The following is a 12,543-nucleotide window of genomic DNA, read 5'->3' as shown; positions in this document are numbered from 1 at the left end:
TTTTGTTGTTGATGTACGTTAAAAGCACGCATTCAAAACTCGGCCTAATGCTTAGCCAAAGAAACGTTGCGTTGCTTATCTCGGGAACGCCTAAGGCGTTTATTGGCGTGACTGAACCAGTGAACACGGTGAATGTGGCCACTGGGTACTCAATCGGCATTACCGACCTGCCGATTACCGTGTAGTTGATTCCGTACAAGGCACCACTCACCAGGTATGGGTATTGGCTGTTCATGACTAGGAAGCCCCCCCTGAACGATGCATTCGGTGCATTTTGGCTTAGCCAATTCATTAGGGCTACGGTCTCATTCATGAGCTGTAGCTTTGTGGTGATTAATGCGTCCTTGGCTGCGATTGTTGTTGTGAACAACATGGTCAGCGTTAGGGTGAGTAGGGCTATGCCAGATGCCCTAGTCCTATCCACAACCATCAATGGAATCGCCATGGCGATTATCAGTGGCGCAACTGCATAGCTGAACCACGCGAGGTAAGCAATTGTGTGGAGCACGGCAGTCATGACTTGAGAAACATGCATGATTGCGAATACTGAATCCGCAATGGGGGGGTCAATCACCCAACCAAGGTCCTGAAGAACACTCAAGTACTGAACCGGGACTGAGACCAAGCCGAAGGTGGAAAACACGGCAATGGCATTCAAAACAGTCATGCCGATTGCCCAGGCAAGGCCTGCGTAGGCACTTGCGTAGTAAACAATTGACCAACCCCCCCTCACCAAACCCTCAACCTCGCGGTAAAGCACTAGGTAGGCTGGTGAGCCAGGAGGGGGGGCAATGCCGAGGACGCCCGGCAAAAAGTAAGCCAGAACCAAGGCAGAGCCAGCGAGCACCAAACGCCTAACCTCAACACCACCCTTAATTAGCCCGTAGATGATGACCAACAAGCCCTCGATGACTAGGGCATAACCAAGCAAATCCATCAAACGGCTTAGGCATGGACTTAATAAGGGGGGGTGGCTTGATGCGTGATAGAAGGGCTTATAAATAGTTTATTTACCTTACCGTTGATGGCTCTTGAGGAGCTGAGTGAATGCAGTATTAGGCGATTGCTCGATAGGGCCTACAGGCTAGTAGCCATGGTCAGGCTGGGAGGTTGGGCATAGAGGCGCTGGATGAACTATGGGAGGTAATCGTGGAGTTGGACTACGAACTAAGCAGTGGGCAAAGGGCCGTGGGTGCATTGATGAATTAGGCGGTCCCCCCCTCACGAGCAATTGCTCGGCAAAACCATACGGCAATCAACAACCGCGGAAAAAAGACTAAATCCATAAGTAGTAGAGCTTGGCCAAGGCGAGCTTAATACCATCCACATCCCCCCCCTCATCAATTGCCCTACGTAAATCACCAAACAACTCCTTACCGATAGACTTGCTGAGTAAATATTCACTGACAGTTACTATTGCCTTCGCTGACTCATAGTCCTTACTCAACAATGCATTAAGGATTAGCGCGAGCATTCCAAGTGTATGCATTAGTGCCAATGCCTGCACAATGGCTCTAGGGCTGAAGTTAGCCAGCGCACTGGTCAAAGGCTTAAACTCTCTTCTTACGTATTCCATGAGCTTTTTAAGCGCGTACTTATTTCCACCGGCAGCCGCGCATGCCGTGTTGCACATCTCAACATCATTGGGATTACCCAATTCACCGCACTCCTCACCGCAGTCAACGCCAATGCCAAGAACCCTCCTCAACGCCGGCAGGAACTCGGGATTGAGGTCTATCATCATTGCATTGATAAGCTCCTCAGCATTCGGCACCTCAACGTCGGCGCCCAGCCATTTAAGGAGCAGCACCGTGACCGTCTTAACATCCGGTGGTAAGTATTGAAGCAGCCAATCACGACTTCTCATTAACTCAGTAAACCTAGCCTTATCACCCACAATGGCTAGGTAAACCAAGTATTCAGCTAATAATGATGATGCAAGAACTGTTAATCCGGCCACGGTTGGCGAAAATCTCTTCAGGGCCTCATTGAAGACATCCCCCCCAAACTCCCTACTAACGTCAATAAACTCATTGATGTTACCAGCTTTAAGGACCCTAGCCCTAACGAGCGTGTTATATGAGACAATGTAGTTAAACCAAAGCCCAAAGCCCTTATTAATATTCATAGCCTTCTCGAAGTATTTTAATGCATTGTCTAAATCAGCATTATCGACGCTCAACTTACCCATGGCATGGTAAAGACCTGATAAATATTCATTTATGAGTCTCCTTAAGGCATCCTCGGGTTTTTCAAGGCTGTAATGCCTTAGGTACTCAACGAATTGCTCATCCCTTAGCCAAGCGGCTTGATCAGCGTTCTCGAGAGTCTTAATTAATTTCACGATCTCCTGCTCAAGGCTAATACCGCAGTCAACTTCAAAGATGGCAAGTCTTGAGTATGCGTGGGCTTTACTCAACACCCTAAGTGGATCGCTCCCAATTCCATTAATTGCATTTAGGATTTCTTTCTTAAAAATTTCGCAGATCTGCTCGGCATTTTCCTTCGTCCTTAACGTATCTACCATGGCATTGATTAAGTAGGCCTTACCCCCCCAATCACTAAGTCCATTACGCTTAGCCCATAAATCATCAATAAATTCACTTAGCTCGCTTAGTTCATTTTCATTATCAATCAATGCACTAGTTGCAGCAGCCAGTATTACCGCCCAGTCGTTTAAGGATGAATTGCTTAAGCTACTCATTAAATTAACTACTGCAATTATCAAACTCGGATCCCCAATACTCCATATCGCCCAACCGGCAGTCTCAAGTGCTCTGGCCTTAAGCTCGTCATCACTCATATACTCCCTAATGGCTCTCTTAACGGCATGTACAGTCAAAACCGCTAAGCCATGTACATAAATAACTTCAATGAAATAAAGCCCTCTATTTCTTCTCCTCACATCCTCGATTTCCTTAATGAATTCGTTCAAAGCATTTCTTATATAATCAATCTTACCTTCAGCCAGTGTGTCAAGCACGAGTAACGTATAGAGTAATCCCTTAGTGAGTGGTGGTATTTCATTGTTAATTATCAGTAGTCTCACCGCATCACAGCTAGCGTTCCCGTTGTTCTCCAAATTTGGGTTCGTAATATACTGTATCGCTGAGTTAACAATAGGCATTAAATCGGTAACATCCCCCCCAGGCTTCTTAATATTCTCGATGATCGCCCTAAGCGGATAATCAGCCCACGCTGTGCCGAGTGCCAGTACTATGGCGTTCCAGCAATCGCTGCTTATGTTCTTGAATTCCTCTCCCAATTCCTTGCCATACCTCTCATTAATATACTCGACCGCATCTTCAATGTCATTAACCTTGCCCTTCAACCTACCGTACTTACTCCACGGCTCTAATGCCTGCTTCAAGTACTCGGATCCATCAGCTTCCTCGCCCATGGCCGTCTTCACGATTCTCGTTATTGCGTCCTCAAGCAGATCCTCATGCCTTACGGCTAGCCAGTTGGCCTTCTCATCACTCAACCCCCCCATTGAACCATTCGAAGCCCACTCTACAAGTCTCTTCACAAGGAGAGGTGTTACTATGTAATCGCCAGGGCTTAAATCAGCCTTGAACGGCTCCCTGACGGCTAAGACCTCCGCTAAAGCCTTAATCCTGTTTGGTATTGGTTTACCTCTTTCAAAAATGCCGAGGTAGCCATTGATCCAGTGGATTAGAAGTGCCGATGCGTCTCCGCGGGTTTTCCTAAGCATTGCCTGGGCGTCAGAGACCAAGCAGTTGCTCCTCCTCAACTCCTCACCAACAAGCCTAGCAATGAGCGTATACCCCCTCATTGAATTTCAAGACCTCGCTGGCTAGACTCCTCAGGGCAGCCTCATCACTACACCCTGAGTACGCCTTAATCACTGCTGTTAGGAACTCCTCATTCCTTAGCGCCTTACTGATTTCTTCCTGGCTGATTATGTGGCTTGATAACTCCGCCTTTACCTCATCGGTCAGTGATTCATAGAGGTCGCTTGGCAGGATTAGCAATAGCCTAACCTTTAACTTACTCAGTTCAATTAGCCACTCAATGTTCTGGCTTATGCCCGTTATTTCCTCAGGCTCTTCACCCTCCATGTACGTCGTTATTGGTGATGGGTCGTAAACGATTAGTGAATCGCTGAGGAATGCCCTAACCCACAGGTAGTGCAGTTTCATGTAGTCCTCATTAGTTAAGTCCCTAACCCTAATGATGTAGCTGACTTTGCCGTCCTCAAGCATCTTAACCGCAGTGTACGAGCCAAGCACAGTCTTGCCAATGCCCCTAGGACCAACCAACACAACCACATTACTCCTCATAAATTCATCAATCAACCCACTCACCAAGCCCTCGTAGCCGCTAGTCGTCGCCAACTTAACGGTGCCAGTACCGTAATTAAGCATGTACTCGTTATCCCGCTTAAACACGTCGAGAACGCCCCTCGCCATGTCGCCTCTGGTGAATACCTCGATTCTACCACCACTCCTACCCATCAACTCAACCTTTAGGGTTAGCTCACCAATTACGTTGCTTAATTCCTCAAGCTTTCTGTGGTCAACCCCCCCACTCAGGGTGTTGAAGAGTTTCCTAATTACATTAATGTCGATGCCTAGCCTATGGGCTAGGTTGTGCATTATTACGCTCCTTAAGCCCTCATTGAGGTTGTTCCAGTCATTAATGACGCCCAGCAATGCATGCAGTGGGTTTTCACCGCCCCAGGAGATTGATGATGCCACAATGGCTAGGACCGCGTCTAGGGGGGGTGTGGGGGGGACTATGTATGAAGCCACCCAAAGGACCTTCTCCACAAACTCCCTCAGGTGCCCACTAATCCAGTTGGCAATATCATCACCTACGCTCAACCTCTCACTAACCTCCCTATACAGCCTTAACTGCCTCCTTAACTCACCCTCACCATACTCACCCACTAACCTAATTAGTGCTGGTGGCACGTACTCCCTACCCAACCAACTGAACTTAACACCCTCATCCCTGAGGATGTCATTAATCCTCTTAATGGTGTCAATCCCTAAGTCGCTGGGCACGTAGTAGTAAGTGATTAATGCACTGTCAAGCAAGCCCCCCCTCTTTTTCAAGCCCCCCCTCAACTGCTCAGCCAAGTCCTTGGGGACCTTATCCCCCCCAAACACCCTCCTTAACTCATTAACCGAGTAATTACTAAGCCCCCCCAGTTCACTGGCTAGTTTATTCAAGTCCTCACTGCCTGAGGACCTATTGAACCAGTCAATGATGCGCCTAAGCATTGACTCCCTACCCCCCCCACCCACTGGGGGGGCCTCCTCAACAAGCCCAGCGACGTACTCAAGGACCTCGGCATTAGGGCAGTGTGTCCTCACGTAATTATTGATGAAGAATGACTTACCCGAGGATGGAGGACCAAGGACTATGACACGCCCAACATTACCGCATTGATTCAATAACTCCCTAACCCTACCCTCATTAAAGTCCCTAAGCAAATCAGTAGCGAAGCCCTGCCCCCCCATTCACTGAAAGAAATCTAATATTAATTTATAAGCCCTTTATCGAGTTATTTAGTAGATTCTATGGCCCAGCAGGGTTCGTTGGGTGGTGAGTATGACCCAATTAGGATTGCCGGCGTTCTTAAACGTAAGATCGAGAATAATGACGTGGTAGCAATGATAAGCCCCCCCAGGGACATTGGGAAGACCCTTTACGCCAGGTCAGTGGTATGCGCGTAAGGTTTATAAAATTTGAAAAATATAAAAATTAACAGTTATGTTTTACATTCAATTTTTGAATCTAGGAGAGCTGGCCAATATCTTTCAATTACTTTTGAGTATCATTGATAAGGTCCTTAACATTCTATTTCTCATTTTCCGTATTATAAACCTTATTAATTTAATAAAAGAAAAAATTATTGACAAATTAGAGGTATTGCTCTCTAGTAGTTCATAGCAGTAAGGCTTATAAATGATGGTGCGCGTTGGGAAAAAGAAAAGTAGAGGTATCATTAAATGTTAGAGAGCACATGATTGTATATTGGTTAAGGAATCGTGCTAAGCCTATTTCATTGACTCAAGCCCTTAACCAGGGGGGGCTCTAGTTCTATTGTTCCTAGTCTTTTTATTGGTCCTGTCATGATTAGGGCTTTTGTGGTTAATCCCTGCATGTGTGGTGGTAATGCGGTTGTCAACCACTTGATGTCCTCGCTCGTTAATTGAAGGGCTTGGCTTATTGAGGCTACGTAGGCGTCGTTTCCTCCCAAGACTATTATCAAGGGTATGTTCTGCAAAACATCACTGCTTACACCACTAAGCGTCTGCGTTACGAATATTGTGCCAAGCCCAAACTTCCTCAAGCCCCCCCTAACCATCAACTCGGCTAGTGGGCTGTTCAGTAGGTAGTAAGCCTCGTCGATGATCAGTAATTGCTGTAGTCTCTCACCAATGTTCCTCGACATAATGTGGCTGTAAACATGGTCAGCAACAACACCCATCAAGAAAGCCATTACGTCAGGACTAGCCCTGACTTGACTAAACAACAAGGCCTTGTTGTTCAATAACTCCTCGATTGGCACAATCTCGGCGTCCCTCAAGTAACTCACTAGCCTGTCTAGGCTAGCGCCACCGAGTCATCATCCGTTGATGACCTAAGGAACTCCATCGCCTTAAAGAAGTCCTTGAACAAGCCATTTGAGTAAATCAACTTTAAGTCCGGCAGCAGTGCCCTACCGTCAATGCCCAATAGGCTGAACTCGGCAAGGAGCCTATGAATCCTCTCCGCATCCGTCAAACCATCAAGCTCGAAAATATTAATGAACCTCTTAGTGACATCAATCGGCTCGATGCCTTGTATTCGCAAATACTCACCGTGTGGGTCTAGGATGAGTGCCCTAATCCCAGAATTCATCAATCGATAGAGGATTGTCGAGACTGTCCATGTCTTGCCCATCCCGGTTGGTCCAACAACGAGCATGTGGCCGCTCGGCAACGCGTCTAGGTCGATGATTAGTTCACTTCCCTCCCTATCCAGGCCAAGCCTTACTCGGGCCCTCGAGGACTCACTCACTAGCTTACCACCGTGGAACACAGGCACAATCGCCACGTCGTGGCTAAGCTCATCAACTTGAGGCAAAACCCACAAATGCATCAGGCTCCTTGATTTCCTCATCACCATGTTGCTATCCGGCAAGTCCCTATCGCTTGCGATTAACGCTTGATTGGCTCCTCGGCATTCTGAGTAATCCTATCCAGGACAACACGCCACCTACTCACTGCGGGCAGTGCCTTGCCCCCCCTCTCCTGAACCACGAGCCTCTCGTACTCCCTAGCCACCCTGCTTGAGGCAAGGGCCCTAAACTCTGGGTTTCCAGATACCACGAGCATGTAGTTCTGTAGGTAGTTAGCTACTGCGGAGGCGATTGCCCTAACGTCGTCATCGCTCGGCATTGTGAACACTTTGTTTGAAGCAACAAGCCTATTCTTTAATACACCCAACTGACCACCCTTGATCACTGAGTAGTTGCTCAATTCCTTAACCGTGATTGCCGTTAACACGGCGATGGTTATTAACCCATAAACCCTAAAGAGTATGTACGATGCTAGGGTTAGGATTGCCAACGCAATTATCAGTCTCGATTTGCTTAATGCTGTTGGGAAGCCAATTAGCCTCCTCAAATCCTCGCCACTCAAGGGCTTGATTATGAAGTACTGCCTAAGCAGGCTTTCCCTGGCGATTAGCCAATTGTTGAGGTCGGGAAGCTCACCCTCGCTCTTTATAACCCTCGAAAGCCTAATGAACCTGTCACTGCCAAGCCTAATGAAGGCAACAGCCTCATTAACGCCTAGGTTCAACCTCCTAATCAACTCATCAAACAACCCAACGTACTGAGCACCAGTCAATCGGCTTATATCTAGCATCGGCTCTGCCCTGTAGAAGACGTGCATGATGCCATTCTTGGCATCAAACACGTAGTCACCGCCCATAACTAGCTTGGGTGCCAGGTTTGGGTAGGCTAGGCTTAGTAGTGACTCAATGAGCCACTCCCTGAAGTCCCTGTAAATTAATGCAGGGAGTAGTAGTAAAATCAGTGGCTTGTAGGCTATGCCCATTAATGCAATCCCAATCAGGATTGCTAGGTAAATCCTTGGGTCGATTTTAACCATCCATTTGACTAATCAACAGCCTTAAAAGGGGGGGCTAGCCAATCAACGGCGAAGCCTAACAAACCTAGGCAACCAAGAAAACCCATCGCCCCCCCTAGCCTGATTAACCCTGTGATCGCCATTAACAATGGCTCTAAGGTCTTCGGGGCTTATTTTAATGCCCTGCGAGCTTAGGATGCCCATTAACTGGTTAATGTCGACTTTACCGGTCTCCATGTACTCCCTCAGGGAGTACTCGTTGCAGTGCAGTAAGTCGCATTGGGAGAGCATTATGAGGGCAGTCTCAATGCTCAATCCACGGACCAACACCTCGCTTAAGAGTTCATTGATTGATTCTGGCGTGAAGTAACTAACCAGCCTCGAAAGGACTGAGTGGCAGTAATTCCTAAGTGGCTCTGCGCACCTCATGGACCAGGAATTAACGAACCTCACCAACTCCCTATCGTCGTTGCTTATTGGCTTAACCCTAGCCATCCTAAGCCTCAAACTGCCCAACTCCCTAACCTCCCTCTCGACTTTACCCAAGCCATCCCTCCTAAACAACCTCATTGATCACCACCAACATCGCAGTTGCACCTAGCCCTAAGCCACCTACTGAAGGCCTCCGCATACGCCTTACCAACCCTCTCCTCAATCAATTTGGCCCAGTCCTCAGCACCAACCCGCCTCAAAGGCTCATCACTGTTGAGCAACCTAGTCACTATTATAGCCCTCTCAATACTCGACAACCTATCAATCTCAGCAAGAACAGACTCGAGGATAGTCTGACCAGCACTGGGGGGGAAAGGCAGTGGTTGAGACTGAGGACTCGGCGGAGGAGTCGGCAAAGAATCAACAACAGGCTGAACACCCGACTCACCACCCTGACCACCCCTATTTAGTAAGTTCCTAAGGAAACTATTCACCGGGTTTTGACTGCTCATCAAATTAGGCTTAGTGGTTAATTTTTAAGGCGGCCCTCATGGGTTGACCCAATCGTTGTCTGTATATGGACTAAACTACTTAATTAACTCTATCAAAACGTATACGATGGATAAAGTGTCCAATACGCCCATGATGATTATTGCCCATGGAAGAACGTAATCGAGAATATCGAGTTTCCACGGCGTATTCAAGGTAGAATAAATAGCGCCAACGATGTAAATACCGACTATAACGATTATGAGAAAGGCTAAATGGTTAATCGCCCCCCTCATAAACCGTACTTAATACATCATCCATGGCCGAGAATAACACGGAGAATGAAGATTAATATCTTTTTGCCCAACCTCATTCTTGAAACCCCCTTAATAAAGTGGTTTATCACGAATGCTCTATCTTTGACATCACTATCACTAACAATGCTTGAGTCCCACTCTTCATCGAATAACCTAATGAAGTAGCCTCTGCCGATACATGCAATCCATGCTGACGTAGTCTCCTGGTAGGATATTGTACGACGAACCCGAAGTGGTTGTTGTTGCTGGGTTTTTCTAATCGTGATTCCTCCACCGAAGCCGAATAGGTAAGTATTGAAGCCCTGAATTTGGGTTTTTTCACCGCTCTTCAACCACTTAATGTTCAATTCAACATTATTGAGTGGTGCTGGGTAAACCTTACCTCTCGCGGTAATCACCTTGGTAATTGGGTAAATATACTTATAGTCATTACCACACTCATCAAGCTTTTCAAGCTCGTAAGGCTTATCGGTCTCGACTTGAAGCTCCGGTGGATAGATTATTGGTCTTCGGGATACCCAAGAAACCTCTCTATTCTTAATCTTAATGATTGCCTTAGGTGGTATACTTGAGAATGAGAATACGGTGAATACTTCGAATGCTTTGAATGGTAGCGCCTTATTCCGAAGCCCCTCCCTCTCACCCTACTGCCTTGCTTAGTCCTATACCAGAAGGGTATGTTGCCGATCCAAACCACCGTGCCTCCCTTATCAATGAAGCGCATTATGAGTGATCTCCTTGGATCTTTATCATCACTGAATAACTCGTATGGCACGACATCATTCACGAAGACAATTGCGTACTCATCGGCTTTACCATTAATGGCATCCCTAACGTTCCTAATCAAATCATCATAATTAACCACCGAGAAGCCGTACCTACCAACTCATTAACTAACTTCTTACCAATTTCATGGGGGGGTACCCAGCTTGTGGCTGCGTTCTCGTCAAAATACGCAAGCTTCTTCAATGACATTAATGGCATTAGAGTTAACTATAACATTAACTAATAAACCTAAACCATGCATGAAACAACGCACGAAAATCGTAATAAATCCTTATTAATTAGTGATTAAGAAAAAGATCGTGGTCTTGGCATTTCCTTTAAAGGTCGAAATCAAAAAGGAAAATATTTACGTAGTAAATATTGTGAGTGTCCAGCGAAACTACTGTGATACTCTTAGGAGTGCCAGGGCTTATTGTGAATTGACCTACGGTAGGGGTCACCCAGCATGCCAGGGCCTGGGCACAGCCGTTGAGTACTTATGTAAAGTCTGATCATACACGTATACTTACGGCATTACGTATAGACCTTGCCTTAATAATTTAAAAATCATGAGAGACTTATCGAACCCGTTAATAACGCCTTAACCTGCCTCGTCAACGCATTGGTCATGGTCTCTATGGCTTTTTTGAAGCTTGCCAGTGATCCCCCCCTTGGTTCGTATAGTATGGCTGGCTTCATGGTGGCTGTTAGGTACTGTGCAATTGCTCATGGGGATTGTGAATACCTCGCCGTTACGTGCGAAGCCCCCCCTTACCCTCGACTCGATGGTGTCGAGTCCTGGCAATGCCTTGTTTAAGACCACATTAATTATCTTCCTATACTTGAGTTGAGTAATCATTGGCTGTATGTACGTGTCATCAATCTCCCTAAGCACGTACTCACTGTACGTCGCATGATCAAGGACCACGTTAATGATTTGCGACGTGACCAGTGCCGGTATTAGTATTGGCATTGGTGCGTTTGCCGGCAAGTCCACAAGCACCAACTGGGAGCCAGTACTCATCACCAAGGAGTTGATTAGGTAAACCCACCTATTGAAGGACTCGTTAACATTGATCGTTAGTTGGTAACTCCTCACGTTGCCTGGCGGTACAACGAGGACTGAGGGTAAATAAGTAGACCTACTCAGTAGTTGATTGGCGTCGTTCATAGCCCCAATCAGGAAGTCCAGTGCGCCAAGCCTCTCCGGAACAACGCCCAGTGTCCTTGATGCCGTCTGGCTCGAGTCAATGCCAAGGTCAATCAACAATACGTTAGACCTAAGCGACTGGCTCATCGTTATGGCTAGGTTAGCGGCCAGTGTTGACTTACCAGTGCCTCCCTTGGAACCACTGAAGAATGTGGCTATGACGAACCTAGGCCTAAGCATCATTTACCACCATTCTCAGCTTTAAAAGCCTCGGTTGAGTCAAAGTCGAGGCTTAGCAATTCATCCGGCAGTGGCAGTGGCTTTGCTTGCTCATTATTAACCGCTTCATTCACCTCAGCCGTAATGTCGACACTCTTGAGCACAGCCTCAGGCTGTTTGTAGAAGATGTAGAGCAAGTTGGCTAACTGCTCGTGGCTTAACCCGGCATTAACGGCCTTCGTTAGGAAGGCAGTCCTAAACTCCAGTTGCTTGTTTACGTAGTCAGGGCCGTAGTCCCTAACCAAGGCGTTTATGTAGGCTCCACATTGTGTATTTTCCTAACAAACCTCCTCGTGACAACCTCATACACCCCCCCTGTTTCGGTGTTAAACCTAACATCCCTAGTCATCGAGACCTCGACAATCACCGAGAGCCTCAGCAACTCCTCAGCCTCGAAGCCGAGACTCCTAAGCCTAGCCCTTGCGGCTTCAACATTCTCCGCGTGGAACGTGGTTAGGGCTCCATGCCCGAGGGTTATGGCTTCAGCCAGCGCCTTGAATTCACCGCCACTCCTAGCCTCGTTCAGGACGATTATATCCACACCACTCCTAAGGGCCTGCCTAATCAACTCAGCCTTGTCTATTGAGCGTATCCCATGGGCATAGGCGATTCGCTCAAGCATCGGCTTCACAACTTGGTGATGCGGTAGGAAGAGCTCGGCCACGTCCATGATCAACGCCATTGACCTCGTGACGAGCATGAACGCGATGGCGTTTTGTAGGCTTGTCTTCCCAGAGCCCATGGGTCCAATGATTAGGATTGGGACCCTGTGGTCGGCGAGTAGCCAGAGCCTGGCCGAGTCTCGATGCTGATCATGCCTCGCCTAATCAACTCGGGAAGCGTCCATGGTTTGCGTGGCAAAACCCTAATGCTCATTGAGCCTGGGCTCACTGGCTCGCTCTCTATTGAAACCCTAACACCGAACTCGGGATCAACAACACTAGCCACAGGATTGTAACTCGTTACTGCGGTCCTTGATCTCTGGGCAACACGCCTAACC

At 47.4% G+C, this 12,543-nt stretch carries 15 protein-coding genes and 2 pseudogenes; 2 read left to right on the top strand and 15 right to left on the bottom strand.

Translation table 11 applies throughout. The annotated features are described in order from the left end of the window. The 3 genes and pseudogenes from JCM11216_RS13415 to JCM11216_RS13405 form a co-directional block, all read right to left on the bottom strand. Positions 1 to 937 (bottom strand): annotated as a pseudogene (locus JCM11216_RS13415) (hypothetical protein); the annotation flags it as partial. 339 nt (positions 938 to 1,276) lie between these two features. Continuing rightward, on the bottom strand, positions 1,277 to 3,796 hold the full coding sequence (locus JCM11216_RS13410; RefSeq protein WP_054854521.1) for a hypothetical protein: 2,520 nt from the start codon (positions 3,794 to 3,796) through the stop codon (positions 1,277 to 1,279). Then, positions 3,771 to 5,489: a PhoH family protein gene (locus JCM11216_RS13405; RefSeq protein ID WP_054854520.1), complete on the bottom strand. Its 1,719-nt coding sequence runs from the start codon at positions 5,487 to 5,489 to the stop codon at positions 3,771 to 3,773. Before JCM11216_RS13405 ends, JCM11216_RS13410 begins: the two co-directional genes overlap by 26 nt. A gap of 60 nt (positions 5,490 to 5,549) precedes the next feature. Here JCM11216_RS13405 and JCM11216_RS20095 point away from each other — a divergent pair, with 60 nt between their 5' ends. Beyond that, a complete protein-coding gene (locus tag JCM11216_RS20095) occupies positions 5,550 to 5,705 on the top strand; it encodes a hypothetical protein (RefSeq protein ID WP_243676393.1) in 156 nt (51 codons plus the stop codon). Between the two features lie 329 nt (positions 5,706 to 6,034). On the opposite strand, the gene JCM11216_RS20090 is transcribed toward JCM11216_RS20095, so the two are convergent. From JCM11216_RS20090 to JCM11216_RS20075, 8 genes are all read right to left on the bottom strand, one after another. Next, positions 6,035 to 6,571: a hypothetical protein gene (locus tag JCM11216_RS20090; protein WP_243676392.1), complete on the bottom strand. Its 537-nt coding sequence runs from the start codon at positions 6,569 to 6,571 to the stop codon at positions 6,035 to 6,037. 8 nt (positions 6,572 to 6,579) lie between these two features. Beyond that, the gene (locus tag JCM11216_RS20085) at positions 6,580 to 7,158 is read right to left on the bottom strand and encodes a DUF87 domain-containing protein (RefSeq protein WP_243676391.1); all 579 of its coding nucleotides are present in this window, start codon (positions 7,156 to 7,158) and stop codon (positions 6,580 to 6,582) included. A 17-nt stretch (positions 7,159 to 7,175) separates the two neighbouring features. Further along, positions 7,176 to 8,132 (bottom strand): hypothetical protein, encoded by a 957-nt coding sequence (locus JCM11216_RS20080; protein ID WP_243676390.1) that lies wholly within the window; start codon positions 8,130 to 8,132, stop codon positions 7,176 to 7,178. Between the two features lie 42 nt (positions 8,133 to 8,174). Continuing rightward, positions 8,175 to 8,681 carry a hypothetical protein gene (locus JCM11216_RS13390; RefSeq protein ID WP_054854518.1) on the bottom strand — a complete coding sequence of 169 codons (507 nt, stop codon included), beginning with the start codon at positions 8,679 to 8,681 and terminating at the stop codon, positions 8,175 to 8,177. Then, complete coding sequence (locus tag JCM11216_RS13385) at positions 8,678 to 9,055, bottom strand: hypothetical protein (RefSeq protein WP_243676389.1); 378 nt, start codon at positions 9,053 to 9,055, stop codon at positions 8,678 to 8,680. Before JCM11216_RS13385 ends, JCM11216_RS13390 begins: the two co-directional genes overlap by 4 nt. A 290-nt stretch (positions 9,056 to 9,345) precedes the next feature. Next, the gene (locus tag JCM11216_RS13375) at positions 9,346 to 9,747 is read right to left on the bottom strand and encodes a hypothetical protein (protein ID WP_054854516.1); all 402 of its coding nucleotides are present in this window, start codon (positions 9,745 to 9,747) and stop codon (positions 9,346 to 9,348) included. Positions 9,748 to 9,848: 101 nt separating this feature from the next. Further along, positions 9,849 to 10,214: a hypothetical protein gene (locus JCM11216_RS13370; RefSeq protein ID WP_054854515.1), complete on the bottom strand. Its 366-nt coding sequence runs from the start codon at positions 10,212 to 10,214 to the stop codon at positions 9,849 to 9,851. Further along, positions 10,193 to 10,333 (bottom strand): hypothetical protein, encoded by a 141-nt coding sequence (locus JCM11216_RS20075; RefSeq protein ID WP_243676388.1) that lies wholly within the window; start codon positions 10,331 to 10,333, stop codon positions 10,193 to 10,195. Before JCM11216_RS20075 ends, JCM11216_RS13370 begins: the two co-directional genes overlap by 22 nt. An 83-nt stretch (positions 10,334 to 10,416) precedes the next feature. Here JCM11216_RS20075 and JCM11216_RS13365 point away from each other — a divergent pair, with 83 nt between their 5' ends. Beyond that, a complete protein-coding gene (locus JCM11216_RS13365) occupies positions 10,417 to 10,626 on the top strand; it encodes a hypothetical protein (protein ID WP_054854514.1) in 210 nt (69 codons plus the stop codon). Between the two features lie 89 nt (positions 10,627 to 10,715). Here JCM11216_RS13365 and JCM11216_RS13360 read toward each other — a convergent pair whose 3' ends face one another. From JCM11216_RS13360 to JCM11216_RS20060, 4 genes and pseudogenes are all read right to left on the bottom strand, one after another. After that, entirely contained in the window at positions 10,716 to 11,507 is a 792-nt protein-coding gene (locus JCM11216_RS13360; protein ID WP_243676387.1) for a ParA family protein, read from the bottom strand. Next, a complete protein-coding gene (locus JCM11216_RS20070) occupies positions 11,504 to 11,788 on the bottom strand; it encodes a hypothetical protein (protein ID WP_243676386.1) in 285 nt (94 codons plus the stop codon). Before JCM11216_RS20070 ends, JCM11216_RS13360 begins: the two co-directional genes overlap by 4 nt. Positions 11,789 to 11,793: 5 nt before the next feature. Then, a complete protein-coding gene (locus JCM11216_RS20065; RefSeq protein ID WP_243676385.1) occupies positions 11,794 to 12,285 on the bottom strand; it encodes an ATPase, T2SS/T4P/T4SS family in 492 nt (163 codons plus the stop codon). A gap of 11 nt (positions 12,286 to 12,296) precedes the next feature. Then, a pseudogene (locus JCM11216_RS20060) lies at positions 12,297 to 12,543 on the bottom strand (hypothetical protein); the annotation flags it as partial.

Source organism: Vulcanisaeta distributa JCM 11216 (genome assembly GCF_001315985.1).
GTDB classification, from domain to species: domain Archaea; phylum Thermoproteota; class Thermoprotei; order Thermoproteales; family Thermocladiaceae; genus Vulcanisaeta; species Vulcanisaeta distributa_E.
Note: the sequence above shows the minus strand (reverse complement) of the source record. Positions and strands in the feature narration are given on the sequence as shown.